28 protein-coding genes and 1 pseudogene are annotated in these 26,424 nt (G+C 70.5%); 8 read left to right on the top strand and 21 right to left on the bottom strand.

What is annotated here, in order from left to right; genetic code table 11:
• The 3 genes from PLL68_RS04210 to PLL68_RS04200 form a co-directional block, all read left to right on the top strand.
• The coding region (locus tag PLL68_RS04210; protein ID WP_324531940.1) for a heavy-metal-associated domain-containing protein at nucleotides 1-209 on the top strand (209 nt) is incomplete at its 5' end.
• Between the two features lie 41 nt (nucleotides 210-250).
• The gene (locus PLL68_RS04205; RefSeq protein WP_324531938.1) at nucleotides 251-2,548 is read left to right on the top strand and encodes a heavy metal translocating P-type ATPase; all 2,298 of its coding nucleotides are present in this window, start codon (nucleotides 251-253) and stop codon (nucleotides 2,546-2,548) included.
• An 80-nt stretch (nucleotides 2,549-2,628) separates the two neighbouring features.
• Nucleotides 2,629-3,030, top strand: a complete 402-nt coding sequence (locus PLL68_RS04200; RefSeq protein ID WP_324531936.1) for a thioredoxin family protein — start codon at nucleotides 2,629-2,631, stop codon at nucleotides 3,028-3,030.
• 478 nt (nucleotides 3,031-3,508) lie between these two features.
• On the opposite strand, the gene PLL68_RS04195 is transcribed toward PLL68_RS04200, so the two are convergent.
• The 5 genes from PLL68_RS04195 to PLL68_RS04175 form a co-directional block, all read right to left on the bottom strand.
• A complete protein-coding gene (locus PLL68_RS04195) occupies nucleotides 3,509-4,285 on the bottom strand; it encodes a cytochrome c biogenesis CcdA family protein (protein WP_324531934.1) in 777 nt (258 codons plus the stop codon).
• Entirely contained in the window at nucleotides 4,282-4,890 is a 609-nt protein-coding gene (locus tag PLL68_RS04190) for a TlpA family protein disulfide reductase (protein WP_324531932.1), read from the bottom strand. The genes PLL68_RS04195 and PLL68_RS04190 overlap by 4 nt, the downstream gene beginning before the upstream one ends.
• A 125-nt stretch (nucleotides 4,891-5,015) precedes the next feature.
• Nucleotides 5,016-5,714 carry a cation efflux transmembrane domain-containing protein gene (locus PLL68_RS04185; protein ID WP_324531930.1) on the bottom strand — a complete coding sequence of 233 codons (699 nt, stop codon included), beginning with the start codon at nucleotides 5,712-5,714 and terminating at the stop codon, nucleotides 5,016-5,018.
• Nucleotides 5,711-6,613, bottom strand: coding sequence for a cation diffusion facilitator family transporter (locus PLL68_RS04180; RefSeq protein ID WP_324531929.1), 903 nt, complete (start codon nucleotides 6,611-6,613; stop codon nucleotides 5,711-5,713). Before PLL68_RS04180 ends, PLL68_RS04185 begins: the two co-directional genes overlap by 4 nt.
• A complete protein-coding gene (locus tag PLL68_RS04175; protein WP_324531926.1) occupies nucleotides 6,610-7,023 on the bottom strand; it encodes an ArsR/SmtB family transcription factor in 414 nt (137 codons plus the stop codon). The genes PLL68_RS04180 and PLL68_RS04175 overlap by 4 nt, the downstream gene beginning before the upstream one ends.
• Nucleotides 7,024-7,167: 144 nt before the next feature.
• Between PLL68_RS04175 and PLL68_RS04170 the strand changes: the two genes are divergently transcribed.
• Together PLL68_RS04170 and PLL68_RS04165 are read left to right on the top strand one after the other, a co-directional pair.
• Complete coding sequence (locus tag PLL68_RS04170; RefSeq protein ID WP_324531924.1) at nucleotides 7,168-7,827, top strand: DsbA family protein; 660 nt, start codon at nucleotides 7,168-7,170, stop codon at nucleotides 7,825-7,827.
• The gene (locus tag PLL68_RS04165; protein ID WP_324531922.1) at nucleotides 7,824-8,459 is read left to right on the top strand and encodes a vitamin K epoxide reductase family protein; all 636 of its coding nucleotides are present in this window, start codon (nucleotides 7,824-7,826) and stop codon (nucleotides 8,457-8,459) included. Before PLL68_RS04170 ends, PLL68_RS04165 begins: the two co-directional genes overlap by 4 nt.
• Before the next feature lie 67 nt (nucleotides 8,460-8,526).
• Here the strand turns inward: PLL68_RS04165 and PLL68_RS04160 are convergent, their stop codons facing one another.
• On the bottom strand, nucleotides 8,527-8,862 hold the full coding sequence (locus tag PLL68_RS04160; RefSeq protein ID WP_324531920.1) for a YnfA family protein: 336 nt from the start codon (nucleotides 8,860-8,862) through the stop codon (nucleotides 8,527-8,529).
• 97 nt (nucleotides 8,863-8,959) lie between these two features.
• Between PLL68_RS04160 and PLL68_RS04155 the strand changes: the two genes are divergently transcribed.
• Entirely contained in the window at nucleotides 8,960-9,328 is a 369-nt protein-coding gene (locus PLL68_RS04155; RefSeq protein ID WP_324531919.1) for an ArsR/SmtB family transcription factor, read from the top strand.
• Between the two features lie 74 nt (nucleotides 9,329-9,402).
• Nucleotides 9,403-10,344 carry a cation diffusion facilitator family transporter gene (locus tag PLL68_RS04150; protein ID WP_324531917.1) on the top strand — a complete coding sequence of 314 codons (942 nt, stop codon included), beginning with the start codon at nucleotides 9,403-9,405 and terminating at the stop codon, nucleotides 10,342-10,344.
• 33 nt (nucleotides 10,345-10,377) lie between these two features.
• Here the strand turns inward: PLL68_RS04150 and PLL68_RS04145 are convergent, their stop codons facing one another.
• The 15 genes and pseudogenes from PLL68_RS04145 to PLL68_RS04075 all read right to left on the bottom strand — a co-directional run bounded on the left by PLL68_RS04145 (nucleotide 10,378) and on the right by PLL68_RS04075 (nucleotide 24,468).
• Entirely contained in the window at nucleotides 10,378-10,692 is a 315-nt protein-coding gene (locus tag PLL68_RS04145) for a hypothetical protein (protein WP_324531915.1), read from the bottom strand.
• A 119-nt stretch (nucleotides 10,693-10,811) separates the two neighbouring features.
• Complete coding sequence (locus tag PLL68_RS04140; protein ID WP_324531913.1) at nucleotides 10,812-11,207, bottom strand: DUF302 domain-containing protein; 396 nt, start codon at nucleotides 11,205-11,207, stop codon at nucleotides 10,812-10,814.
• Nucleotides 11,208-11,239: 32 nt separating this feature from the next.
• A pseudogene (locus tag PLL68_RS04135) lies at nucleotides 11,240-12,274 on the bottom strand (cysteine desulfurase family protein); the annotation flags it as partial.
• Nucleotides 12,275-12,446: 172 nt separating this feature from the next.
• Nucleotides 12,447-12,797: a DsrE/DsrF/TusD sulfur relay family protein gene (locus PLL68_RS04130; protein WP_324531911.1), complete on the bottom strand. Its 351-nt coding sequence runs from the start codon at nucleotides 12,795-12,797 to the stop codon at nucleotides 12,447-12,449.
• Nucleotides 12,794-13,522 carry a PIG-L deacetylase family protein gene (locus PLL68_RS04125; RefSeq protein ID WP_324531909.1) on the bottom strand — a complete coding sequence of 243 codons (729 nt, stop codon included), beginning with the start codon at nucleotides 13,520-13,522 and terminating at the stop codon, nucleotides 12,794-12,796. The genes PLL68_RS04130 and PLL68_RS04125 overlap by 4 nt, the downstream gene beginning before the upstream one ends.
• Nucleotides 13,519-14,193, bottom strand: a complete 675-nt coding sequence (locus PLL68_RS04120; protein WP_324531908.1) for an ArsR/SmtB family transcription factor — start codon at nucleotides 14,191-14,193, stop codon at nucleotides 13,519-13,521. The genes PLL68_RS04125 and PLL68_RS04120 overlap by 4 nt, the downstream gene beginning before the upstream one ends.
• Complete coding sequence (locus PLL68_RS04115; RefSeq protein WP_324531906.1) at nucleotides 14,190-15,491, bottom strand: MFS transporter; 1,302 nt, start codon at nucleotides 15,489-15,491, stop codon at nucleotides 14,190-14,192. Before PLL68_RS04115 ends, PLL68_RS04120 begins: the two co-directional genes overlap by 4 nt.
• Nucleotides 15,488-16,888, bottom strand: a complete 1,401-nt coding sequence (locus PLL68_RS04110; RefSeq protein WP_324531904.1) for an MBL fold metallo-hydrolase — start codon at nucleotides 16,886-16,888, stop codon at nucleotides 15,488-15,490. The genes PLL68_RS04115 and PLL68_RS04110 overlap by 4 nt, the downstream gene beginning before the upstream one ends.
• A gap of 188 nt (nucleotides 16,889-17,076) precedes the next feature.
• A complete protein-coding gene (locus PLL68_RS04105) occupies nucleotides 17,077-18,216 on the bottom strand; it encodes a tyrosine-type recombinase/integrase (protein WP_324531902.1) in 1,140 nt (379 codons plus the stop codon).
• An 83-nt stretch (nucleotides 18,217-18,299) separates the two neighbouring features.
• Nucleotides 18,300-18,503 carry a helix-turn-helix domain-containing protein gene (locus PLL68_RS04100; RefSeq protein WP_324531900.1) on the bottom strand — a complete coding sequence of 68 codons (204 nt, stop codon included), beginning with the start codon at nucleotides 18,501-18,503 and terminating at the stop codon, nucleotides 18,300-18,302.
• A gap of 610 nt (nucleotides 18,504-19,113) precedes the next feature.
• Complete coding sequence (locus tag PLL68_RS04095; protein ID WP_324531898.1) at nucleotides 19,114-20,637, bottom strand: potassium/proton antiporter; 1,524 nt, start codon at nucleotides 20,635-20,637, stop codon at nucleotides 19,114-19,116.
• A gap of 78 nt (nucleotides 20,638-20,715) precedes the next feature.
• Nucleotides 20,716-21,726, bottom strand: coding sequence for a sulfate/molybdate ABC transporter ATP-binding protein (locus PLL68_RS04090; protein ID WP_324531896.1), 1,011 nt, complete (start codon nucleotides 21,724-21,726; stop codon nucleotides 20,716-20,718).
• Complete coding sequence (cysW, locus tag PLL68_RS04085; RefSeq protein ID WP_324531894.1) at nucleotides 21,723-22,532, bottom strand: sulfate ABC transporter permease subunit CysW; 810 nt, start codon at nucleotides 22,530-22,532, stop codon at nucleotides 21,723-21,725. Before cysW ends, PLL68_RS04090 begins: the two co-directional genes overlap by 4 nt.
• Complete coding sequence (gene cysT, locus PLL68_RS04080) at nucleotides 22,529-23,422, bottom strand: sulfate ABC transporter permease subunit CysT (protein WP_324531892.1); 894 nt, start codon at nucleotides 23,420-23,422, stop codon at nucleotides 22,529-22,531. The genes cysW and cysT overlap by 4 nt, the downstream gene beginning before the upstream one ends.
• 5 nt (nucleotides 23,423-23,427) lie before the next feature.
• Nucleotides 23,428-24,468, bottom strand: coding sequence for a sulfate ABC transporter substrate-binding protein (locus tag PLL68_RS04075; protein WP_324531890.1), 1,041 nt, complete (start codon nucleotides 24,466-24,468; stop codon nucleotides 23,428-23,430).
• A 526-nt stretch (nucleotides 24,469-24,994) separates the two neighbouring features.
• On the opposite strand from PLL68_RS04075, the gene PLL68_RS04070 reads away from it, so the two are divergent.
• On the top strand, nucleotides 24,995-26,062 hold the full coding sequence (locus tag PLL68_RS04070) for an isopenicillin N synthase family dioxygenase (protein ID WP_324531888.1): 1,068 nt from the start codon (nucleotides 24,995-24,997) through the stop codon (nucleotides 26,060-26,062).
• The last annotated feature ends 362 nt before the right edge of the window (nucleotides 26,063-26,424 follow it).

Genomic DNA, 26,424 nt, shown 5'->3' with positions numbered 1-26,424 from the left:
CCTTTCCCGTCACCGGCATGACCTGCGGCCACTGCGTGAGCGCCGTGAGCAGCGAACTCCAGGAGATCCCCGGCGTCACCGACGTCACCATCGACCTCGCCGCCGGAGGCACCTCAACCGTCACGGTGACCAGTGACACCCCGGTCAGCGAGACCGACGTCGTCGCCGCCCTCGACGAGGCCGGCGACTACCACCTCGCCACCGCCTGACAACGCAGCACGGACCCTCGACCAGGGTCGGAAGGACAGTAATGACCACGCACGTGGACGACACGCAGCAGCACGACCGCGACGTCGAGCTCATGATCGGGGGCATGACCTGCGCGTCATGCGCGGCCCGCATCGAGAAGAAGCTGAACAGGATGCCCGGCGTCACGGCCACCGTGAACTACGCGACCGAGAAGGCCAAGGTCAGCTTCGCCGCCGATGTGGACCCGGCGGACCTCGTCGCCACCGTCGAGGCCACCGGCTACACGGCGACCCTGCCTGCCCCGCCCACGACGGACACCACCAGCGCCCCGGTGGATGCCGCGCAACGCGCCAAGGACGAAGAAGCCGCCGCGTGGCGCCAGCGCCTGGTCGTGTCGACCCTCCTCACGGTGCCGGTGCTCCTGATGTCCATGGTGCCGGCGCTTCAGTTCGACAACTGGCAGTGGCTCTCCCTGACCCTGGCCTCCCCCGTCGTCGTGTGGGGCGCGCTGCCGTTCCATCGTGCAGCCTGGGCGAACCTGCGCCACGGCGCGGCCACGATGGACACACTCATCTCGGTCGGCGTGGGCGCTGCCTACCTCTGGTCGCTGTGGGCGCTGTTCTTCACCGACGCCGGCATGACCGGCATGCGGATGCCGTTCGACCTCTTCCCCGGCCGCTCCGGAGCCGAGGAGGCACACCTCTACCTCGAGGTCGCCGCCGCGGTGACGACGTTCATCATCGCCGGCCGCTACTTCGAGGCCAAGGCCAAGCGCACCTCCGGTGCCGCGCTGCGGGCCCTGCTCGACATGGGCGCCAAGGACGTCGCCGTACTGCGAGACGGCCCACAGGGCCCGGTCGAGATCCGGATGCCGGTCTCTCAGCTGGCCGTCGGCGACCGCTTCGTCGTGCGACCGGGAGAGAAGGTCGCGACCGACGGCACGATCATCAGCGGCTCCTCCGCCATCGACGCCGCCATGCTCACCGGCGAGTCCGTCCCCGTCGAGGTCGCCCCCGGCGACAGCGTGGTCGGTGCCACCGTCAACGCCGGAGGACGCCTGGTCGTCCAGGCCACGCGCGTCGGCTCCGACACCCAGCTCGCCCAGATGGCCCGCCTCGTCGAGGACGCCCAGAACGGCAAGGCCGACGTCCAGCGACTCGCCGACCGGGTGTCCGCGGTGTTCGTCCCCATCGTCATCGGTCTGTCGCTGACCACCCTGGCGGCCTGGCTCATCACCGGCCACTCCGCGACCGCGGCCTTCACCGCCGCCGTCGCCGTCCTGATCATCGCCTGCCCCTGCGCCCTCGGGCTCGCCACCCCCACAGCGCTGCTCGTCGGAACGGGCCGAGGCGCGCAGCTCGGCATCCTCATCAAGGGCCCGCAGATCCTGGAGTCCACCCGCCGTGTCGACACCATCGTGCTCGACAAGACCGGCACCGTGACCACCGGCCAGATGGGCGTGAGCCAGGTCCACCCGGCGCAGGGTCAGTCCCTCGAGCGGGTGCTTGCCATCGCCGGTGCCCTCGAAGACGCCTCCGAGCACCCCATCGGGCGCGCGATCGCCAAACATGCCAGCGAGACCGGCCTCGACCTGATGCCGGTCGAGGACTTCACCGGGCACGGCGGAAACGGTGTGTCCGGAGTCGTGGACGGGCACGCCGCGCAGGCCGGGCGCCGCTCCTGGCTCGCCGACCAGTGGTCGCTGACCGCCCCCGAGGACCTGGTGCAGCTGGCCGAGGCTGCGGAGACCGAGGGCAGGACCCCGGTCTGGGTGGCCTGGGACGGCAGCATCCGTGCGGTCGTCGTCGTCTCCGACACCGTGAAGGACAGCTCACGCCCGGCCATCGCGGACCTGCGACGTCTGGGGTTGCGCCCGGTGCTGCTCACCGGCGACAACGAGCGCGCCGCGCTCGAGGTCGCCCGGCAGGTCGGCATCGACCCGCAGGACGTCATCGCCGAGGTCCTGCCGGCCGACAAGGTCGACGTCGTCAAGCGCCTGCAGTCCCAAGGTGCGGTCGTGGCCATGGTCGGTGACGGTGTCAACGACGCAGCGGCCCTGGCGCAGGCCGACCTCGGGCTGGCCATGGGCACCGGCACCGACGTCGCCATCGAGGCCTCCGACCTCACCCTGGTCAGCGGCGACCTGCGAGCCGCGCCCGACGCCATCCGCCTCGCCCGAGCCACGCTGGGCACCATCAAGGGCAACCTCTTCTGGGCGTTCGCCTACAACGTCGCCGCCCTCCCCCTTGCCGCTCTCGGGTTGCTCAACCCCCTCATCGCCGGTGCGGCGATGGCATTCAGCTCGGTCTTCGTCGTGAGCAACAGCCTGCGCCTGCGACGCTTCGACCCCTCCCGCTGAGCTGTCCGGGCTACCGCCGTCTCCAGCCGACGCAAGAAATCCAACACCGAAACCCCGACACTGGACCGACAGGAGGACCGATGCACTACCCGCGAGAACACGTCACCTCCGTTGGGCGCGAGGATGAGGTCATGAGCCTTGCAGTGACGGTGTTGTACTTCGATGGCTGCCCGAGTTGGCGCACCGCGATGGATCGGCTGCAGGTGGCCGCGACGCTCGCCGATGTCCGGATCACGGTGAGCACCGAGGCTGTGGAGACACCCGAGGACGCCGACCGGTTGGGCTTTACGGGCTCTCCCACCATCGTCATCGCCGGCCGGGACCCGTTTGCCCTGCCGGGCAAGGTCCCGGCGATGGCGTGCCGGGTGTACACCACACCGCACGGTCTGGCGGGAGCGCCCACGGTCGCCCAGCTCGTCGACGCCCTCAGGCAAGCGTCGACTGGCGCACGGTCCGGTCCTCTGGCCGCGGGCGCCCTGTAGGGGTGACCATGTCTGTCATGGACACTGCATCAGGAGCGTCGGCCCATGCCCAACGACCGGCCTGCTGGTGCTGTGGCAACCCCTTCGAGGAAACGGACCTGACCCGCCTGGGTGCCCACCCGGAGGTCGGCGTGTGCGCCGGATGCGCGCAATGGGTCAACCGGCGAGCGCGCTCCACATCCGACAACGGGCTGCACTCCCCTGCTGTGGTGCTCCGCCGCGGCATTGACGGGGTCCGGGAAAGGGCCATCAACGCGGGCGCCCACCACTGGCCACTCGTCGGGCCGCTGCTGACCCGCCTGGACAGACACCTCCCCTGACTGACAGCTACCCCCTTTGCACGCGCCAGGACAGCCCAAGTCTGGGTGGTTGCCGCCCGCGAGGCCATCACGCCAACGACGTCGCGGGCCGTGAGATGCCGAGCTGGGTCGCCGACGTCACACGTGTGTGTCCGGATCCGCTTCGCGCAATGGTGCGGTCACAGCGCGACACGGAAACCGCTCACGAGCTCGCTCTGGAGCCACCGGTTGAGGTCCTCCCACACACCGGTGAGGAGCAGCACCCCGACGACGATGAGCATGACCCCACCGACGACCTGGATGCTGCGCTGGTGGCGGCGTAACCAGCCCGAGGCGCGACCGGCCCGGTCCAGGCCTGCCGCGAGGAGCACGAAGGGCAGCCCGAGGCCAATGCCGTATGCCGCTGCGAGCGCGACGCTGCGACCGACCTGCGGGTCCGCCGTGGCCGTGGCCATGACGAGGACGGCGGCAAGGGTCGGCCCGGTGCAGGGCGCCCAGCCGAGGGCGAAGACGGCACCGAGCAGGGGGGCTCCGGCCAGCCCGGCACGCGGGCGCCAGGCGATCTTTGCCTCGCGTTGGCTCCCGACGCCCAGGAAGACCAGGCCCATGAGGATGACGAGCACCCCGCCCACGCGCATGAGGAGCGTGCGGTGCTCGATGAGCGCTCGCCCTGCTGTGGTCACGAAGATGGACCCCAGCACGAACACCGCCGTGAACCCGAGCACGAAGAACAGCGCGCCGAGGACCATGCGGCTGCGCGACCGGTCGGCCAACGGCTCACCGGTCAGGCCGGAGACGTATCCGAGGAAGCCGGGCACGAGCGGCAGGACGCACGGGCTCGCGAACGACACCAGGCCGGCGAGTGCAGCGACCGCTATCGCCAGGGGCAGCGCCCCCGAGACGATCGTCTCGCCGGCGGCGAGCACGGCCAGGGGTCCGTCGGCGGCGAGGGTCACGACTCGGCGACGACGTCGTCGACCAGAGCGCGCAGGGTGGTCGCCGAGGCCGGCCCGTTGACTCGGGCGGCGATTCGGCCCAGCGTGTCGAGCACCAGGGTCGTGGGGACCGTCGGGGCCTTGCCCTGCAGGGCGAGGATGAGCACCCCGGACTCGTCGCTGAGGCTGGGGTAGGTCACGCCGGCCTTCTTCACGAAGGCGGCGCCTCGCTCGGGCTCCTCACGGAAGTCGATGCCCATGAACTGCACCGGGGCACCGGCGGCCTGAAGGTCGGTCCAGACCCGTTGCAGGTCGGGGGCCTCGGCAACGCAGGGCGCGCACCATGAGCCCCAGACGTTCAGCACGAGCACCTCGCCGTGGGCCGAGGCGCTGTCCCAGGCGGTGCCGTCGAGCAGGGCACCCTTGAGCTCGATCGGCTCGGCGCGGTCGGCCTCGGGGATCGTCTCGACGGCGCCGTCGCCGGAGACGTACCCCTTTCGGTCACCCGCGTTCGCTTGGGCGGCAACCGAGCCGGGGTCCGGTGCGCACCCCGCACCAAAGAGAAGGAGGAGGAGGACGGCCGCCAGATAGCGGAAGGACCGTGTCGCGCCCACGCGTTCGGGCATGGACGTCGGTAGGCACATTGAGCCCATGCTGCCCGATTTGTGCAGTCTCATCCATCCGCGAGCCATGAAGGTTCGATGAAGAGGCGCCACCACTCGCGAGGGAGTAAGGCCTGGTCGCACGTGGCTCAGCAGTCGCAGCCGGGGTCCGAGCACCGGTCCTGCGTCGTGGCCGGCGGCAGAATCCCCGGGGTGCAGCAGTCCTCCCCGCGCCAGTTCTCGAGTCCCTCGCGGACCGCGACCGCGGCGATGACCAGCGCGGCGACCGAGTCGAGCCACCACCAGCCCAGGAAGGCGTTGGCGAGCAGTCCCAGCAGGAGCACGGCGGACAGGTAGGTGCACAGCAAGGTCTGGGTGGAGTCCGCGACGACCGAGCCAGACCCCAGCTCGCGTCCGGTGCGGCGCTGCGTCCAGGACAGCAAGGGCATCACGGCCAACGAGGTCGCAGCCAGCGCGATCCCGAGCGGGGCGGTGTCTGGTCGCTGGCCGGTGGCCAGCGCCGTCAACGAGTCGGCCGTGACGTACGCGGCAAGCGCGAAGAACGACACCGCGATCAACCGGCGCGCGGTGTGCTCACGCGACTCGGGCACCTGGTGGCGGAACTGCCAGAGGATGACCAGCCCAGAGGCGACCTCCACGGTGGAGTCCAGACCGAAGCCGACCAGGGCGGCCGAGTCCGCCGCCCTTCCCCAGCTGATCGCCAGGATGGCCTCGATGACGTTGTAGGCCACCGAGGCCCCGGCCAGCAGCTGGGCGCGAAGGGCGAGTTGGGCTCGGCGGCGCGAGATCGTCCCCAGTGGGATCTGTGGCAGGGCGGACCCGGTCACCAGTTCACCCCCGAGCACTGGCGGTCGCGCGTGGTCTCCACCTGCAGCGTCGCGTGGGCGATCGCGAACTGGTCGTGCAGGACGGCCCGGGCCGCGGCGAGGACCTGTTCGGGGTCGCCGGCCTCGGTGACCAGGTGCGCGGTGGCGACGTCCATGCCCGAGGTCAGGGTCCACACGTGCAGGTCGTGAACCCCGAAGACGCCGTCCACGCTCTCCAGGGCGGCGAGCATCTCGGTGGGTTCGATGCCGGCTGGGGCGTGCTGGCCGAGCACCGCCAGGACCTCCCGGCCGAGCATGACCGCGCGCACCAGCACGAACACGGCGATGGCCAGGGCAATGACGGTGTCCCAGACCGCTGAGCCGGTCGCGGACACCAGCAGCGCCGCGACGATGACGCCCACCGAGCCCAATGTGTCGGCGATCACCTCGAGGTAGGCGCCCTTGACGTTCAGGCTCTCCCCGGCGCCGCCGCGGAGCAGGAAGATGCAGATGACGTTGATGACCAGTCCGATGCTGCCGACGACCAGCATGGTGCCGGAAGCGACCTCTGCGTCGGTGCCGATGCGGCTGACCGCCTCCACCCCGATGTACACCGCCACCCCGATCATGAGCAGCACGGCCAGCCCGGAGGCGAAGACCTCCGCCCGGTACGAGCCGAAGGTGCGGCGCCCGGTGTTGTCGGGGCGCGTCGCGATCCGGGTCGCGACCAACGCCGCCCCCAGGGTCACCACGTCGGCGGCCATGTGCCCGGCATCCGAGATCAGCGCCAACGACTGCGAGAGCAGGCCCGCGACCAGCTCGACCCCGAAGAACCCGCCAACCAGGACGAACGCGACGGCCAGGCGCCACCGGTGCCGGCCACCGGCGTGCCCGCCGCCGTGTCCGTGTCCGCCGCTCACGCGGGGCCCACCCCCGAACGGTCAACGTCTTCGCCTGTACCTGTGCCGTGCACCGCGTGCTCACGGGTGACGTCGAGCAGCATCCGCACGTGGGCGTCGGAGAGGCGGTAGTACACGTTGCGTCCCTCGCGCCGACCGGTGACCACCGATGATGCGCGCAACAGGCGCAGCGCTTGGCTGACCGTGGTCTCCGTCGTCGCGGTGGCCGCGGCCAGGTCGCACACGCACAGCTCCCCGGCCTCCAGCAGGGCGTACAGCAGTTTGGCCCGGGTCGGGTCACCGAGCAGCTTGAACACGGCGGCCACGGCCGCGATCTCCTCGGGCCGCGGCGCGTTCTCGGTCACCAGGCGCACCTTGTCCGGGTGCACGCACTCCACCGCACACCCGTCAAGCCCCAACACGGTTGCCATCAACGTCCTCCCATCTGAACATGTGAACAGATGTTACTGTGGTCGCTCTGCCGTGGCCCTGTCAACTCAGCAGGCCACCAGCACCCACACCTGGTCGTCGGCGCACCGTCGCGAGCCGGCGTCACGCCCCAAGGAGAATCGTTCGTGGTCAAGCGCAACACCATCCTGTCCGTGCTGTTGGTCCTCGCGCTCGGCGTGCTCGTCACCGCCGTGGTCCTCGCGGCTCGCCCCGCACCCTCCGACGCGCAGGCGGGCGACGCGGCGACCAGCACCGGTGTCGTCGTGCGCGAGGACAGCCACCGCTTGTCCACCGCCCCGCAGGGTGCCCCGGTGTTCGTGGAGTTCCTGGACTTCGAGTGCGAGTCCTGCCGGGCGGCGTTCCCGACCATCGAGAAGCTCCGCGCCGAGTACGAGGGCGAGGTGAGCTTCGTCATCCGCTATTTTCCCATCGACAGCCACGCCAACGCGATGAACGCCGCGAAGGCCGTGGAGGCCGCGGCCGCGCAGGGCAAGCTCGAGCAGATGTACACGATGATGTACGAGACCCAGCCCGAGTGGGGCGAGCAGCAGGACTCCCGCGCCGATCTGTTCCGTGAGTTCGCCGCGACCCTGGGACTGGACCTGGCCGCCTACGACGCCGCTGTGGCCGACCCGACCACCCAGGCCCGCATCGAGAAGGACCGCCAGGACGGGCTCGCGCTGGGTGTGCAAGGGACCCCGACGTTCTTCCTCGACGGCACCATGATCAACCCCACCAGCGAGGAGGAGCTGCGAGCCGCGCTGGACGCCGCAGTCGCCAAGTGAGCAGCACGTCCTCTCGGACCCCACCCGCCACCGCCGACTCCCCCACCCCGGGGCCTGCAGCGGGAGCGAGCACTGACGGGCGGTGGGTCGCCATCGCGATGATCCTGGCTGGCAGCGCTGGTGCCCTGGCGTCCGCGGCCCTGATCGTCGAGAAGGTCGCCGTTCTCGCCGACCCCACCCACGTCCCCAGCTGCAGCATCAACCCCGTGATCAGCTGCGGGTCGGTGATGATGTCCTGGCAGGCCGAGCTCCTCGGGTTCCCCAACCCCGTCCTCGGCCTGGCCGGCTTCCCCGTCGTCGCAGCCTCCGGCGCTGCCATCCTCGCCGGCGGACACCTGCGACGCTGGTACTGGCTCGCCCTGCTCGCCGGCTCCCTTGCCGGTGTGGGCCTCGTGCACTGGCTGATCTTCCAGAGCCTGTACCGCATCGGTGCCCTGTGCCCCTACTGCATGGTCGTATGGGTGTGCGCCGTGGTCACGCTCGTGGCCGTGTCGGCCCTGCTCGCCAAGCGCGGCATTCTGCCTTCGTTCCTGGCACGGTACGCACCCACGATCTTCATCGCCTGGCTGGCCGTCATCGCGACCTTGGCCACCATCCGATTCCGCGACTACTGGGCAACACTGATCTTCTAGCCTCCTCGGCCACCTGCTGCCCGGCACTCCCGCTTCTTGTGCGTGCCTTGCCTGGCGGCGGATCGCCTCACGCTGCGCGAGGGGAGTACATGATGACGGCAACCCCCACCAGGCAGATGAGAGCTCCGGTGATGTCCCACCGATCGGGGCGGAACCCGTCCGCGATGACTCCCCACAGCAGAGACCCGGCGACGAACACCCCGCCGTATGCAGCGAGGATCCGGCCGAAGTGAGCGTCAGGTTGCAGCGTGGCCACGAAACCGTACGCTCCCAGGGCGATGACCCCCGCACCCACCCACACCCAGCCGCGGTGCTCACGGACTCCCTGCCAGATCAGCCACGCACCTCCAATCTCAGCGATGGCGGCCAACACGAACAGTAGGAGGGATCGGGCGACGGTCATGGGGCCATGGTGCCAGCGTGTACTACGCATGGCGTCGCACCCCGAGGGCCAGAACCACCACCCACGCGATGCGAGCCCACCGAGGTAGTATTTGCGCATGAGTGCAGATACGCAACCACCGTCATTGCCTGACGAGCAGGTCGAGCTCGCCGTCGAGATCTTCCGGATGCTTGCCGACGGCACCCGGGTTCGTCTGTTGTGGGCGCTGGTGGACACCGAGCTCTCCGTCACGGATCTGGCTGCGGCGGTGGGAAAGCCCGGCCCGGCGGTCTCGCAACACTTGGCGAAGCTGCGGATGGCGCGGCTGGTGAGGACCCGCCGGGAAGGCAATCAGGTGTTCTACCGTCTCGAGAACGACCACGTGGCGCGACTGGTCCTCGACGCTGTTCACAACGCGGAGCACGCGAGCGACTCCATCCCGTCCCATCACCGAGGCGCCCTGCCCGAACTGAGGACGGAGGCCTGATGTCCACGGAAAGCCATCACGACCACGACCACGACGATCACGGCCGGGGATTCTGGGCCAGAGTCACTCACGCCGTGAGCCCTCATTCGCACGACGCCTCGGACTCCATCGATGCCGCGCTGGCCTCCAGTGATCGCGGCATCCGGGCGGTCAAGATCAGCCTGGTGGCCCTCGGGGTGACTGCCTCAATGCAGCTCGTGGTGGTGGCCGTCTCGGGGTCGGTCGCGCTGCTCGCGGACACCATCCACAACTTCTCCGACGCACTCACCGCCGTGCCCCTGTGGATCGCCTTCGTCCTCGGGCGCCGCGCCGCGACACGTAGGTACACCTACGGCTACGGCCGCGCCGAGGACCTCGCCGGCCTGTTCGTCATCATGATGATCGCGCTGTCCGCGGTTCTGGCGGGGTGGCAGGCGATCGACCGGCTGCTGAACCCCTCGGTCATCACCAACGTGGGCTGGGTGGCCGTCGCCGGGTTCATCGGATTCCTCGGCAACGAAGCCGTCGCCCTCTTCCGGATCCGCGAGGGCACGGCCATCGGGTCGGCGGCGCTGGTGGCCGATGGCCACCACGCCCGCACAGATGCCCTGACCTCGCTGGCGGTGCTGGTCGGAGCCGGGGGCGTTGCACTGGGGTGGCAGTGGGCCGACCCGGTGATCGGCCTCGTCATCACCGTGGCAATCCTGGCTGTGCTGCGAACCGCGTCACGAGAGGTGTTCCGTCGGCTGATGGATGCCGTGGAGCCAGAGCTGGTGGATCGCGCCGAGGACGTCCTGGCCGCGGTCCCTGGGGTCGTGGGGGTTCAGCGCGTACGGATGCGATGGATCGGCCACGAGATCCAAGCCGACGCCGACCTCGCGCTCGACCCCCAAGCCACCCTGTCCGAAGCCCACGCCATCGCACACCGAGCCGAGGCGGTCCTGGTCGGTTCGGTACCCAAGCTCAGCTCCGCCGTCGTACACGCCTACCCCGCGCCCGACAAACAGCATCTAGCGGAACGGTCCCCGTCCCGCTAGGTGAGCCGGTCGAGCGTGTGGTCTCCACGTGAGTCATGGCCGGGGCCGCCGCCTCGCGCGCACCACCAAGGCAACGAGGAGGACGCCCAACCCGGCAAGCGCGGTGGTGTCGATGGCGGGCACGAACCGGACCTGCCCGTTGCTGATTGCGTAGACACCGATGCCGCGCACCACACCGCCGAAGCCGCCACCGCTTCCCTGCTCGTCCGGGCCGGTGCCCCCACCGCCGCCACCGATGGCGACAGCAACCGGGACCATCGTGACCCCGTCGCGCTCGATCGGCTCGCCGAACACCCGTCGGATGCCGAGCTGGTCACCCACTCGGGTGAGGATGTCGTCCGGGTTCATCAGGGACCTCCCACGGTTCGCGCCGCCGGCAGCGGCCTGCCTGGCCAGCACACCACAGATCCGGCGATCTCGGCAGGGCGGTTGGAACGCTGGGAGCTTGGGCGCCTGTGGCGCGCGGGTCAGGCGGTGCTGTTCAGCGTGTGCATGGCGGCGGCGAGCTTGTCGCTGACCGCCTGGGCGATGGGCTGCATGTCGAGGTTGTCGGTGACGTCGACGAGCATCTGCGGGTTGATCATCTCTACGACGGTGCCGGTGTCTGCGCGGCGGATGACCACGTTGCAGGGCAGCAGCAGACCGATCGACGGATCGGCCTGCAGCGAGCGGTGGGCGTAGGCGGGGTTGCAGGCCCCGAGGATGAGGTAGGGGTCGGTCTCGACGCCGAGCTTGGTGCGCAGGGTGGCCTGCATGTCGATCTCGCTGACGACGCCGAAGCCCTCGCCGGCGAGGGCCTCGCGCACTGCGGTGACGGTGTCGTCGAAGGGCCGGTCGAGGGTGGTGCTCAGGCCGTAGGTCATGGTCTCTCCTGGTGGTGTCGGTAGGGCGGGGGTCAGGGGTGGTCGGTCCGGGTCGCCCCGGCCAGGTGGGTGCAGGCCGCGTCGACCTCTGCCGCGGTGGTCCAGCGGCCGAGGGACACTCGGATCGCGGTCAGAGCGTCGGCGTCGGACAGGCCCATGGCGGTGAGCACGGCTGAGGGTTCGTCCCGGCCGGCGTGGCAGGCCGACCCGGCCGAGACGACGACGTCGGTCAGGTCGGCAAGCAGGGCCAGCGCGGGGGCGTCGTCGATCCGCAGGTTCGCGGTGTTCGGCAGGCGCTGTACGGGGTGCCCGTTGAGGTGCACCCGCCCGGGGAGCAGGGTGGCCAGCCGGTGCTCCAGCTGGTCACGCAAGGCCAGCTGCCGCCGGCTCTCCCCCGCGGCCAGGGAGCGGGCAGCCAGGGCTGCTGCTTCGCCGAAGCCGACGGCGTACGCCACGTTCTCGGTGCCGGCACGCAGCCCGTGCTCCTGTCCCCCGCCGCCGATGAGCGCACGGATGCGGACCCCGGGGCGGACGTAGAGCGCACCGATCCCCTTCGGCGCGTACATCTTGTGCCCGACCACGGTGAGCAGGTCGACTCCCAGTGCGTCCACGTCGATGTCGATCTTGCCTGCGGACTGTGCGGCGTCCACGTGCAGCAGCACACCGGCGCTCTTCGTGGTTCGCGCGATCCGGGCGATGGGCTGGATCGTGCCGGTCTCGTTGTTGGCGTGCATGACCGACACCAGCACGGTGTCGGGGGTGAGTGCCGCGGCGACCTCGGCGGGGTCTACCTGCCCGTGGTGGTCCACGCCCAGGTAGGTCACGTCGACACCGTGCAGCTCCTCGAGCTCTCGGCACGCGGCCAGGACAGCAGGGTGCTCGGAGACCTGGGTGATGACGTGGCGGCGGCCGCCAGGGCGCGCCGCGAGGACGGCGCCGCGGATGGCCAGGGCGTCCGCCTCGGATCCGCTGCCGGTGAACACCACAGAGTCGGCGGGAGCCGCGATGAGCTCGGCGACCTGGCGGCGGGCCTTCTCGAGGCCGGCGTGGGCTGCCGCCCCGTAGCTGTGGGTGGAGGAGGGTTGCCGAACTCCCGGGTCAGGTAGGGGACCATCGCCTCGACCACGACCGGGTCGATGGGGGTGGTGGCGTTGTAGTCCAGGTAGATGGGCCGTCCCCGCAGAGCGGGGTGTCCCTGTGGTGCAGTCATGGCGGTTCCTGTCCGTTGTGGCGAACCGGTTAGAAGACGAGGACCTTGTCGGCGGCCAGGGTGTGGTCGCCGAGCTCGTCCATCGTGGACAGGGAGGCGTTCGGGATGAGCATGTCCGCGGTGATGCCGCGGGCGTCCATGCACGTGCCGCAGCACAGGATGTGGCCCGCGTGACGGGTGACGGCGCCGAGCATCCGGTCGAGCTTGTAGTAGCCGTCGGGCGTCTTCTGCCCCGCCATCGCGGCGGTCACCCCGTCACCCATGAGGAAGACCGTCATCTCCACCTCGTCGCGCTTGGCCAGGTTGGCGGCGAGCCGGATGGCGTTGTAGGTCGAGTCCAGTCCGTAGGCGGACCCGTTGATGATCATGAGGGTGTTCACGCCCGCTGTCCTTTCCGCGTGGTTGGGTCCTGCTCGCCCGGGAAGACGGGCGGTGGGTCAGGGTTCGTGTGCTGGTGACGCAGGTACTCGCGGTCCCCGGTCAGCTCCAGGCGGCGCCACAGGACACTGCCGGGCACTGCCTGGCTGGGATGGCACGCCACAGCCTTGGACTGTCGGGTCCGGTCGACGGTGACGACGACGTCGATGTCGGAGGAGTCGTGGCCGGTGAACGAGGCTCCGAACTCGGCGTTGAGCGTCGCGGCCACGTGGGCCGGGACCGTCCAGCCGAGGACCTGGAGCCGGAGTGCCCTGGCGGCTTCATGTGCCGCCTGGGTGGCTCGCCGATGGTCGGGGTGCCCGGTGACGCCGTCTGCGTCGAACCCGATGATGCCGTCGGCGTTCACGGCGTCGATGCAGGCCGCGACGTCGCCCGCCAAGGTGGTGAGGTCGACGCTGCTGAGGTCGCCGTCCGGGTAGCTCTTCAGCTCGACGTGGCCGATGCCGAGCTCGGAGGCCGCCGCGCGGAGCTCACCGTCGCGGATCCGGGCGAGGTCACCGTCGACGCCCTGCAGGGTGGAGGCCTCCCCCCGGGTGAAGCACAGCACCGAGACGGTTGCCCCGGTCTCGGCAAAGGCAGAGAGCACCGCACCGAGCCCGAAGGACTCGTCATCGGGGTGGGCCACGACGGCCAGGACCGAGCGCCACGGCGGCAGGGGCGTGCTCATGCCACACCGTCGTCCACAGGCAGCCCGGCCAGGCGCCACTCGAGCATCCCCTCGTGCAGACGCCTGGCGGTCCGGCCAGCGGCGGTCAGCCGGTCGACGGCGTCGTAGGCCAGGACGCAGTACTCGCCGCGGCAGTAGGCGACGATCTCCACGTCCGCGGGGAGCTCCGCGAGCCGGTGCTCGAGCTGGTCCAGCGGCACCGACACCGCGCCGGGGATGTGGCCGGCCGTGTACTCGGTGGTGGGTCGCACGTCGAGGACGACGACGTCGCCGGCGCGAACCCGGCGCAGCAGCTCGTCGCGAGCCACGGCATCCGACCGCTCGGTGGCAGATGAACGCAGGTAGCCGGCGGCAGCGCGGTCGGCGTCAGCGAGGTGGGTGGTCGCGACGGTCCGCAGCAGGGCCAGGAGTGCCGCGACGTCGTCGCCGGCGAGCCGGTAGTGCACGAAGGTGCCCTCGCGGCGGGTCCGCACGAGGCCGGCATCCTTGAGGGCCTGCAGGTGCATCGATGCCGTGGACAGGCCGAGCCCGGCGGCCGATGCCATGGCCTCCACCGTGTACTCCCCCTGGGCGAGCAGGTCGAGCAGCTCGAGCCGTTTGGGGTTGGCCAGGCCCTTGCCGGCTCGGGCGAACTGTTCGTAGAGAGCGGTCTTCGCGTCGCGGGTGCTCACCGGGGACCTCCTGCGGTGACGGGGCTCGAGGGGGCGGGGTCGTGCTTGGTCTCGTACATCCGCACGGCGACGACCACTCCGGAGAGGGCGGTCAGCGCGGCGACGACGCCGATGGCCGTGCGGACCCCGTAGAGGTCGGCGAGGACCCCGGCGAGCACGGCACCGACGGCGAAGCCGCCGTCGCGCCACAGGCGGTAGGTGCCGACGGCGCGGGCGCGCCACGCGGGGTGGGCGACGTCGCCGATCGCAGCGAGCAGGGTCGGGTAGACCATGGCGGTGCCGGCGCCGAGGAGCACGGCCGCGCTGGCCCACCAGGCGAACCCGTCGGCCAGGGCCATGATGGCCAGGCCGGCGGCCTGCACGCCCATGCCTCCGGCGATGAGCCATTTGCGGCCCCACCGGTCGGACAGGCCGCCGGTGACGAGCTGGCCGACCCCCCAGACCATGGGGTAGATGGCCGCTAGCAGACCGATGCGCTCGATGGACAGCCCGGCGGAGAGGAAGAGAACGGGGAACAGGCCCCAGGCGAGGCCGTCGTTGAGGTTGTTGACCAGCCCGGCCTGGCTCGCGGCCGAGAGCGCCGGCTCCTTGAACGAGGTCTGGGCGAACACCTGCCCGTTGGTGAGATCGTCACCGAGGTGGTCGTGCCGTCCGTCGACCCGGGCCACGTGGGTGCGGGCCTCGAGCCGGGCGTGCTCGCGGGTCTCCCGGACGAACAGGGTGGAGATCCCCAGGCCGAGGGCGGCGAAGGCGATGCCGAGGTAGAACGGTGCGGGGCGAAGGCCGTGGTCGGCGGCGATGTACCCGGTGGCCAGGGCGGTGGCTGCGACGGCGGCGTACCCGGCGGCTTCGTTGAACCCCATCGCCAGGCCGCGGCGGGCCGGCCCGACGAGGTCGATCTTCATCACCACGGTCGTGGACCAGGTCAGTCCTTGGCTGACGCCGAGCAGCACGTTCGCGAACACGACCCAGCCCCACGACGGCGCCCAGATGAGCATGAACGGAACGGGCAGCGCGACGAGCCATCCGGCCACGAGCACCGGCTTGCGGCCGTACCGGTCCGACAGCGTCCCGGCGAAGTAGTTGGTCGCCGCCTTGGCGAGCCCGAACGCGACGATGAAGGTCAGCGCCGCGGTGTACCCGGGGACCCCGAACACCTCGGTCGCCAGGAGAGGCACAACGGTGCGCTCCTGCCCGAGCATCCCCCCGACGAGGGCGTTGACCCCGACGAGGAGGCTGAACTGGGCGATGTTGACGCGCAGACCTAGGCGAGTCGTGGGTTTGTCGTCGGCGGTCACGCGCTGACCTCCACGGCGACCTGGGTTGCCTGCGCCCACTCGTTCGGGCCCGCTGGCATGACCGTGACGTCGGACCGTCCGGCGCGCTCCAGCACGCTCGCGGCGGTCGCGGCGCGCTCGCTGTGCCCACACATGGTGACGACAGGCCCGTCCGGCAGGGTGGCCGCGTCGACGACGCCGAGCTCGACGTTGCGGGCGCCGGGAACGTGACCGGCCGCGTACTCCGAACGTTGCCGGACGTCGACCACGGTGGCCGGGTCGACCCTCGCGGGGTCGGCCAGGGGGGTTGCCTGGAGCGCCTCGCCGGCCGTGGCCCAGGCGGCCACGCCTCCCGCGAGCTCGCCGACGATCCGGGAGTAGCCGACCTTGCGGGCCTGCCAGATGATCTCCTCGGGATCCTGGTCGGGATTGCGCACGATCACGATCGGGGCGTCCGGGTCGGGCAGGAGCCATCCGAGCCACGTCGCGAACACACCCCGCAGGGGGATTGCCAGAGAACCCTTGAGATGGCCTGCGGCGTAGTCGGCGGTCGGGCGCACGTCGACGACCTCCGCGCCCTGATGCCGCAGGCCGAACACCTCGGCGGCGCCCAGCGGGGTCAACACGGCCGGGCCTGGCTCGCCCGGGCCCTCGCGGTTGTCGGCGGCAAGGCGGGAGAAGTACGGGGGGTAGGTGCCCAGGCTGGACAGCAGGGCATGGACGAACGCGTCCTCGTCGTCGATACGCATCAGCGCGTTGGTGCCCTTCTCCCGCCCGATGGTCGAGGTGCGATCCGCGCCAGGAGGTGCCGAGCAGAAGGACCCCGCTCCATGGGTGGGGAACACCAGCGTGTCGTCGGGCAGCTCGGCCAGGCGTCGCAGCGACCGGAACTGGGCCCGGGCGAGGACCTCCGTGTTCTCGGGACCCATGAGGTCGGTGCGTGCCGCGGCGCCGACGATCAAGGACCCACCGGTGAACACCGCTCGAGGCTGGACGCCGTCCAGGAGCACGTAGGACATGTGCTCATCGGTATGTCCCGGCGTGGACCAGCCACGCAGGGTCAGGCCACCCAGGTCGACCTCCTCGCCGTCGACCAGCCCGAGGTGTTCGAAGCGGCGTCCCCCCTCGGCCGAGCTGATGACTCGGGCACCGTCGCGGCGGGCCAGGCGGGTCGCGCCGGACAGGAAGTCGGCATGCAGGTGGGTCTCGGCGGCGAACACCACGGACAGCTGGTGGGCAGCCGCTGCGGCATCGAGCGAGCGCAGGTCGATGGTGGGGTCCAGAGCCAGCGCGCGCCCGTCTCCCAGGTCGACGAGATAGGCCTGGTTTCCCAGCCCCGCGTCAAGCAGCTGAAGGATCTTGGGCATGTCCGTGGCGGGCGGAGCGTTGTTGAGGACCATGCGAATATCGTAGTCCATGTAATTATGGAATATGTCCCGAGGCCTCGCTTATCTCGCTCATGAGCGCCCTCCCTTCCCGCCGCACCGGGCCGCACTTGCGCTCAAACCGGCCTGCCTTTGGCGATGCCCTCACGCTTGGCGCAGGGCGAGCACCGTGAGGTCAACCGACTGCACGTGCCCGGGCCCGCATCCGGGACGCGGCCGCCCTACGGGTCGGTGGGGTTGCCGCCGATGAGTTCCTCGAAGGTGGTGGCAGCGCCGCTGGCTTGGTCGTCCAGGACGTGCGCGTACACGCGCAAGGTGATGGCGGGGTCGGCGTGCCCGAGCCGGGCGGCGACGACATGGACCGGTACGCCGGCCTTGAGGAGCAGGGTGGCGTGCAGGTGGCGCAGGTCATGCAAGCGGATCACCGGCAGGCCTGGGGTGCCGACCTGTGCCGCAACGGTGTTGTGCTGACGTTGCAGCTTCGCCATCAACGCGGTGGGGGTGTCGGGGAACAACGGTTCGCCGAGCTCACGGCGGAATACGTGGTTCCCGCCCACCCACAACGCACCGGCGACAGCACGCTCTGCCTCCTGACGTTGGCTGTGCTCGGTCAGCACCGCGGCGGTGCCGGGGTCGATGCTGACGGTGCGTTCCCGCCCGCCCTTGGTGCTGCCCTCAACCCGCACCCCGCCGATGACCGAGACCGTCCCGCGCAGCCGAACGAACGCACCCTGACCGTGCTCGTCGCCGAGGTGGACGTCGGCCCAGCGCAGGTTCATCAGCTCCCCGCGGCGGGCGCCGGTGTACGCGGCGAGGCGGAAGTAGCCGTGCAGCCGATGCCCCTGCGTGGTGGCCAGGAAGGAGCCCAGGTCGTCAGCGGTCCACATGACGAGCGCGACAGCCTGCTCCTTGCGGGGCCGCTTCGCCCGCTCCGCCGGGTTGGTCGTGAGGATCTGGTCGTTGCGCACCGCGTCCGCGAACGCCTTGCGCAGCACCGCGTGCACGTACTCCACGCTGCGCGCCGACAGCGGCTTGCCGCCCCGCCCACCGGACTCCAGGAGCTGCCGGTACAGGGTGCTCAGGTCCGCCGGGCGCAGCGCCTGCAACCGGATCCGTCCGATCCTGGGCGCCACGTAGGTGTTGATGAGGTGGGCGTAGCCGGCCCGGGTGCGGGGCTTGACTTCGAGGGCGTGCGCCAGCAACCACCGGTCCAGGTACTCCCCCACGGTCAGCGTGCTGCGGTCGACGAACTCGCCCCGTCCGGCGGCGATCCGCGCCTCGTCCCGGGCCCGCTTGGCCGCGGCCTCGGTGGGGAACCCACCCACCCACCGGGGCTTGCTCACCCCGGCGCTGTCGGTCACCCGGATCACGTACGACCAGCTGTTCCCCCGCCGGATCACCCCGTTACGCAGCTTCGGCGCCACACCACCCTGCCGGGCGCTGCTCATCGGGCACCCGCCAGCGGAGCAGCCGCCACGCGCTCCCGGGAGTCGACATAGGCCGTGAGGTCCTCCCCGCGGACCCTTCGCGACCCGCCGATCCGCACCGAGGGCAACGCCCCGCAGCGGACCAACTCGTAGACCTTGCTGCGGCCCACGCTCAACGCGGCCGCCACGTCGGTCAGCGTGTAGAGCATCTTGTCCTCCATGGTCTTCCCCTTCCCTGGGATGGCCCGCCGGGCCGTCATCGGGTGCGGGCCGGCTGTCATCCGAAAGCGTCCGACAGCGCTCTTGTGGACACCTGCACTTCCGTGGTTTCGTGACCACCGCACGGATCCGGGCCCGGGCGGTACGACAGCCCAGAACCACGGTCTTGCTAACACTTTGCTAACCGCACCCCGAACAGAACCCGATGTGCCCGCACGATTCGAGGAGGTCCTGAGCACGAAACGAACCCCCAAAAACGTTCTGGGACAGCCTGTCTCGAACTGAAAATCGGAAGGTCGGCGGTTCGACCCCGCCCCTGGCCACCACAGCATCGCATCGCATTACCCCGAGCCGCAGGTCACCACTGGTGAACCTGCGGCTTCGTCGTTCCAGGCGCGACTGGTGGTTGGGGTGGTGAAGGTACTGGTGGTCAGGCGTCCCGGGCACCTACGCTTTCGGGCACACCGACCGCCGAAGAGAGCACGATGCGCTACCTGCTGGGAGCAGTTGCCCTCGCACCGTTCGCGCTGCTCCTGCTGGCCATGGTCACGGGCCGTGCCACGGTCCAACCCTGCTGTGCACCAGCGGCGCCCGCGGACCCGAACCCAGATGTCAGGACAGCAGGCCCAGCTCACCGCGCCAGGTCGCGAGGCGGCCGGCCCGGCTGATCGCCCGCAGCCGCCGCTCGACCCCAGGTCGCTCGGAGTCGGTGACCGCCAGCAGCAGGTGGTCGCCGCGGCGCAGCATCGTCGACGGTTTCGGTGCGAAGAGGATGCCGTCACGCAGGATCAGCGCGACCGTCGCGTCCCCGGGCAGCCTGAGTTCGGAGATCTCGACCCCGTGCAGCAGCGACCCCTTGGGGATGTCGCAGGTGAGCATGCTGGCCCCGATGTCCTCGAACGGTGCGTGTTCGATCTCCAGCTCGGCGGTGATCTCCGGTTCGACGACGGCCAGCCGGGATGCCGCCCAGGGCAGGGTCGGCCCCTGGATGACGGTGAAGACGACGACGAGCAGGAAGGTGACGTCGAAGATCTGCTGCGCGTTCGGCACCCCTGCCGTGATGGGGAAGGTGGCCAGCACGATGGGAACCGCACCGCGCAACCCAGCCCACGAGGTGAACGCCTGCTCGCGCCACGGCATCCGAAACGGGATGGAACACAGCGCAACCGACAGGGGGCGCGCCACGAGGGTCAGGGCGACCCCGACGACGAGCGCTGGCACCAACGCATCGGCCAGCCGGCTCGGTGAGGCGAGCAGCCCCAGCACGACGAACAGGCCGATCTGCGAGAGCCAGGCCAGGCCCTCGGCGAAGCCCAGGGTGGCCGCCCGGTGCGGCAGGTCGGCGTTGCCGAGCAGCAGGCCCGCGAGGTAGACCGCCACGAACGGGCTCCCACCGACCACCCCGGCGACGCCGAAGCCGAGCATCGCGAACGTCATCGTCGCCAGCGGGTAGAGGCCGGTGGCCGGTAGGGCGACCCGCGACAGCACGAACCGCCCGGCGAACGCCACGAGGACTCCGGCGACGACACCCAGGCCCATCTGCTGGACGAATCCGAACAGGGCAGCCCACCCGTCGAGGTCCTCCCAGGCCGAGGAGACGACGAGGGTGACGAGGATGATGACGGGTGGGTCGTTGAGCCCCGACTCGGCCTCGAGCAGGGCCCGCGTGCGGCGGTTCAGCGGCAGCCGGCGCATGACGGCGAACACCGCGGCCGCGTCGGTGGAGGACACGACGGCCCCGAGCAGCAGTGCAGTGCGCACGTCGACGTCGAGCAGCAGCCACGCAGCCGTCGAGGTCACGGCCACGCTGATCGCGACCCCCAGGGTCGCGAGGACCCCTGCGTGCAGGGCCACCGGGCGGATGACGTGCAACCGGGTCGTCAGGCCCCCCTCGGCGAGGATGACGGCCAGCGCCACGGTGCACACAGTCTGCGCCACGGCGGCGTCGTCGAACCGCAGGCCCAGACCCGCTTCACCGATGGCCAGCCCGATGCCGAGGTAGAGCAGCAGGCTCGGCAGGCCGGCGCCCGTGGACACGCGAACCGCCGCCACCCCCAGCAGCAGCACGGCCGAGACGACGAGGACGACGACCTCGAGACGGTCAGGCGACATGTGCGGGGGCACGGCTGACGGCATCCATGGAACAAGCCTGACCCGGCTGGATCGCGCGCACCATGGCGGCAGGACCCCATTTACGCCGCCGAGGTTGACGCCTCAGATCGCGAGCGCCGGGTCGGCGTCCGTGGCATCGGCCGGGTGAACGGCCCGTGCGTGCACCGTCTCACCTTGGACGTACTGGTGCCGGTCGGCCTCGGCCCGGGTGATCTGGGCGGCGAATCGTTCACCGGTGGTCGCCCTCAGGTCCACCCTGACCTCGAACCCGAGGCGCACGACCCGCTCGATCGTCGCGGTCACGACACCGGGAGACCCCGTGTTGCGTGCATCGCCTCGCTGCGCGACGGCAAGGTCTCGCTCGAGGACGATGTCGTGAGGGCGCACGAGGTGTCCGCCGAGCCGCGCCACCGACCCGAGGAAGGACATGACGAAGTCGTTGGCGGGCCGCTCGTAGAGCGACACGGGGTCACCCACCTGCTCGATACGGCCATGGTTGAGCACCGCGATGCGGTCAGCCACGTCTAGGGCCTCCTCCTGGTCGTGGGTGACGAGCACCGTGGTGACGTGGACCTCGTCGTGCAGCCGGCGCAGCCACTGGCGCAGGTCGGCGCGGACCTTGGCATCGAGAGCCCCGAACGGCTCGTCGAGCAGGAGCACCTGCGGGTCGACCGCGAGGGCCCGGGCCAGGGCCATCCGCTGTCGTTGACCACCGGACAGCTGCGCGGGGTAGCGGTGCTGGAAGCCGTCGAGACCGACGATCTCCAGCAACTCGTCGACCTTGCGCTTCACCTCGGCCTTGGGCCGCTTGCGGATGGTCAGGCCGAAGGCGACGTTGTCCCGCACGGTCATGTGCTTGAACGCGGCGTAGTGCTGGAAGACGAAGCCGATGCCCCGGCGCTGCGGCGGCTCTCGAGTGACGTCGACTCCGGCGATGGTGACGGTGCCACCGTCGAGAGCCTCCAACCCGGCGATGGATCGCAGCAGGGTCGACTTACCGGACCCGCTGGGGCCGAGGAGCGCCGTGAGGGAGCCCGAGGGGATCTCGAGCCCGACACCGTCCAGGGCCACGAAGTCCCCGTAGTTCTTGCGGGCTGCGGTGACGGTGATCATCGGGCGCTCCTCTTGCGATCCAGAAGTGTCATGAGAAGGAGCGTCGCGACGGCCAGGCCCATCAGGAGGGTGGCAGCGGCGTAGGCCCCGTAGGTGTTGTGGTCGTCGATGTAGCGCGAGTGCACGAGGAGGGTGAGCGTCTGGGAGACCCCGGGGAACCCTGAGGACACCATGATCACCGCGCCGAACTCGCCCAGGGCTCGGGCCACGGTGAGCACGACCCCGTAGGTGAGCCCCCAGCGGATGGCTGGCAGGGTGATCCGCCAGAACGTCTGCCACCCCGACGCCCCGAGAGTCGAGGCTGCCTGTTCCTGCTCCGTGCCGATCTCGTGCAGGACCGGTTCGACCTCACGCACGATGAAGGGCAGGGTCACGAAGATGGTCGCGATGACCATGCCGGGGAGGCCGAAGATGACCTTGACGCCGGTCGAGGCCTCCAGACCGCCGAACCAGCCCGAGGAACCCCACAACATGATCAGGGAGACGCCGACGACGATGGGTGACACGGCAAAGGGCAGGTCGACCACGGCCTGGACCACGCCGCGGCCGGGAACGCGCCACCGGGCCAGGGCGATGGCCGTGACGATCCCGAACACCACGTTGAGGGGTACGACGATGGCCACGATGAGCAGGGACAGGTTGAGAGCCGCGATCGCGGCGGGCGTCCGGATGCTGTCGAAGAACGCACCCACGCCCGGCTCGAACGTGCGGTAGAGGATGACGAGGATCGGCACGGCCAGCAGGCCGAGGACGTAGACCAGCGCCAGGGCGCGCAGGGCCAGGGTCGAGCGTCTGGTCGCGATCATGAGGCCCTCTCCTCCCGGCGCTGGGCGCGCCCACCCCACAGCCGAAGCACGAACAGGGTGAGGAACGAGATCGAGAGCAGCGCCACCGACACGGCCGCCGCATTGACCGGGCGGTCGATCTCGATCTGCTGCTGGATGTACTGCGAGACCACCTGCGTCTCGCGGGGGATGTTGCCGCCGATGAGCACCACCGAGCCGTACTCGCCGACCGCGCGGGCGAAGGCCAGCCCGGCGCCGCTGATGATGGCGGGAGCAAGGGTCGGCAGGACCACCCGGCGAAACGTCGTGGCGTTGGACGCACCCAGGGATGCCGCGGCCTCCTCCACCTCCCGGTCCAGTTCGATCAGGACCGGCTGGACCGAGCGGACGACGAACGGCAGCGTCACGAAGGCCAGCGCCACGACCAGGCCCCACCGGGTGGCGTTCAGCTGAACGCCGACCGGGCTGTTCGGCCCGTAGAGGGAGAGCAGCACGATGCTCGCGACGATCGTCGGCAGGGCGAAGGGCAGGTCGATGAGGGCGTTGACGATGCGCTGGCCCGGAAACTCGTCGCGCACCAGGACCCACGCGATGAGCGTGCCCATGACGGCGTTGACCAGCGCGACCACGACGGAGACGAGCAGCGTGGTGCGCAGCGCCCCGAGCGCGGCCGGCGCCGTCACGGCATCCCAGAACCCGGCGAGACCCTCCTCCAGCGAGGCGACCGTCAGGGCGGCGAGCGGCAGCAGCACGATGACGCTGAGCCACAGCCCCACGACGCCGACCCCGAGGGCACGGGTGGGGACGCGCCGGGGGCGGTGCCCCTCCCCAGCGGGAGGGGCACCGGCCGTGGTGGCGACGGGCGACGTCAGGGCACGGACGTCGTCGTGGCGATGGGTGGTGGCAGTCATGGTGCCTACTCGGTGGCCGCGTCGTAGATCTTCGCGATCGCGCCGACGTCCTTCTTGAACAGGGTCGAGTCGACTTGCTTCCAGCCGCCGAGGTCCGTGATGGTCCACAGCTTCTCGGGTTGCGGGAAGTCGGCGGCGAACTCCTGCGCGACCGTCGCGTCGACGGGGCGGAACCCTGCCTCGGCCCAGAGCCGCTGCGCCTCGGGCGTGTAGAGGAACTCGTTGAAGGCCGTCGCCGCCTTGACGCCCGCGCCCTTGCTGAGCACCGCGGTCGGGTTCTCGATCTTGAAGGTCTGCGGCGGGGTGACGTGCTCGACCGGCTCACCCTTGCGCTCGATGAACAAGGCCTCGTTCTCATAGCTGAGCAGGACGTCTCCGGTGCCCTGGAGGAAGGCCTCGGTCGCCTCGCGGCCGGACTTGGGCTGGATCTTCACGTGGTCGCCGACGAGCGAGCTGATGTAGTTCAGGCCGGCCTCTTGGTCGACACCCCCGTTGCTCTTGGCGGCGTACGGCGCCAGCAGGTTCCACTTGGCCGAGCCGGAGCTGAACGGGTTCGGCGTCACGACCTCGACGCCGCTCTCGAGCAGGTCGTCCCAGTCCTTGATCCCCTTGGGGTTGCCCTCGCGCACGACGATGGTCACGACGGAGCCGAATGGGATGCCGCGGTGCTCGTTGGCGTTCCACGCCGCGTCGACCAGCCCGGCATCGACGAGTCGGGTGATGTCGGGCTCGACGGAGAAGTTCACGAAGTCCGCCTCGGCGCCGGCCTCGACCTTGCGGGACTGATCGCCCGAGGCGCCATAGGACTGCTGGAACTGAACGCCCTTGCCGGCCTCGCTCGCCTGGAAGGCAGGGATGAGCTTGTCGTACCCCACCTTCGGGACGGCGTACGCGAAGAGGTTCACCGTGCCGCCCTCTGCGCCGGCCGGAGCCTCGGCGGCGGCTGAGTCACCGACGGTGTCGCTCGCGCCACCACCGCCGCAGGCGCTCATCACCATCGCGGCGCTGACGGCGACGGCGGCGAGGGTGAAGCGGTGTGTGTTCATGGTGTCTGTAGCTCCTGTGTGAGGCCCGGAACGGGCGGTGGCGCCCGGCGGCGCATGTCCTATCTGACAGGTAGGAGTTTGCATAGTTGTCTGTTATGGATCCAATTACTGTTTGTTATGTCTCACAATGTGGGCAGCTTGGCGAAGGGGTGCGATTCATATAACGTGCTCTTATGCACATCCAAACGATCAGTAGGGTTCGTCACCGTCCCGGCGACACCCTGCAGGCTGCTCGAATGTGCTGTCCGCGCGCCTGTCGCCGCTGACTGCGACGCCCTCGAAGCGCCCGCGACGACACGGGTACCGCAGGGCGACCTGGCCGTAGCCACCAGCGTGCAGCCGCGGCCGGGCACCACTCGTCAGCTCGTGCCGGTGCACCCCGACGGGGTGCCCACCGCCGTGCCCGTGTCCGCACCGCCGCGCCCGGCACTCCCCCAGGCCCGGCACTCCCCCGCGCAGCGCACACCCCTGCGCAAAGGCACCACCGACTGCTGCCCACCTCACCTCACGAAAGGCAAGGACGACGATGACCCTCACCCCGCACCGCGAGCTCACTCTCCCGACGATCGACCTCCGCAGCGCCGCCGGCGCCAGCGCCGGTCCCGAGCGCGCCGACCTGCTGGAGCAGCTGCGCACCGCAGCCCACGAGCTCGGTTTCTTCTACGTCGCCGGGCACAGCATCCCCGCCGAGGTCGAGGCCGATGTCCTCGCGGCGGCGCAGACCTTCTTCGCCCTGCCAGAGACCACCCGCCGCGAGATCTCCAACCTCAACTCGCCACACTTTCGCGGCTACACCGCACTGGCCACCGAGCACACCGCCGGCGCCGCCGACCTGCGCGAGCAGATCGACATCGGCCCCGAGCGCCCGGCTCTCGACCTGGGTGACGGCGACCCCGCCTACCTGCGCCTCGTCGGCCCGAACCAGTGGCCGAGCGAAGTGCCCCAGCTGCGCGACGCCGTGCTTCGCTGGCTCGACGAGGCCGGGCGGGTGGCGCGCAGCGTGCTGGCACTGCTCGCCGAGTCCCTCGGGGAGGACCCCACGTGGTTCGACCAGTGGTTCGACGACGAGGCCGTGACGACCACGAAGCTCGTGCGCTACCCCGCACCACCGGCAGGCGAGGCCACAAGGGCCGCCACCGGCCAGGGCGTCGGCAGCCACAAGGACTACGGCTGGCTCGCCCTCGTGCTCCAGGACGGACAGTCCGGCCTCCAGGTGCGGGCCGATGACGGCAGCTGGCTCGAGGCAACCCCCGTGCCCGGCACCTTGGTGTTCAACGTCGGCGAGGCCCTCGAGGTGGCCACGGGCGGATACCTGCGCGCGAACGTGCACCGCGTGGTCGCGCCGACCACCGGGGTGGACCGGTACTCCGTGCCGTTCTTCCTCGGCCCACGGCTGGATGCCGTCGTCGAACCCCTCGCCCTGCCCGCCGTGCTCGCCGCCCGAGCCCGCGGCGTCGAGCAGGACCCCACCAACCCGATCTTCGCCGAGTACGGTCGCAAGGCCCTCCTCGGGTGGCTGCGCTCCCACCCCGGGGTCGCCCGCCGTTGGCACGCCGACCTGCTCGAGGACCCGGCCTGGGACACCTCGCGATGACGACCCGCACCCTGTTCACGCCGGATGCCGTGGAGCCCGTGGGCGTCCACCGCCCCCCGCCCGCAGTGCGTGCGCCGCGCTCACCGCGATGTCCGAGGCGGACGGCTCACACGGCATCCGCGTGAGAAGCCGGCCGCACACCCCGACTCCGGAACACTCCCCATCCCCCACACGACACCCACCAGGAGAACCAGTCATGTCCGAGAACACCACCCCCTCGTCGAGCACCACGACTCTGCCACCAGCCAGCGGCGCGACCCTCACCGACCTCGAACCCGACGGCAGCCGGGGCCGCAGGACGGCGGTGATCGCCGGCCTCGTCGCCCTCGCCCTCGTGGCCGCCGGCCTGCTCGTCTGGCGCC

This window comes from Ornithinibacter sp. (assembly GCF_035443565.1).
In the GTDB taxonomy this organism is placed as follows: domain Bacteria; phylum Actinomycetota; class Actinomycetes; order Actinomycetales; family Dermatophilaceae; genus Fodinibacter.
The sequence above is the reverse complement of the archived record's forward strand: the minus strand, read 5'-3'. Positions and strand labels throughout refer to the sequence as shown.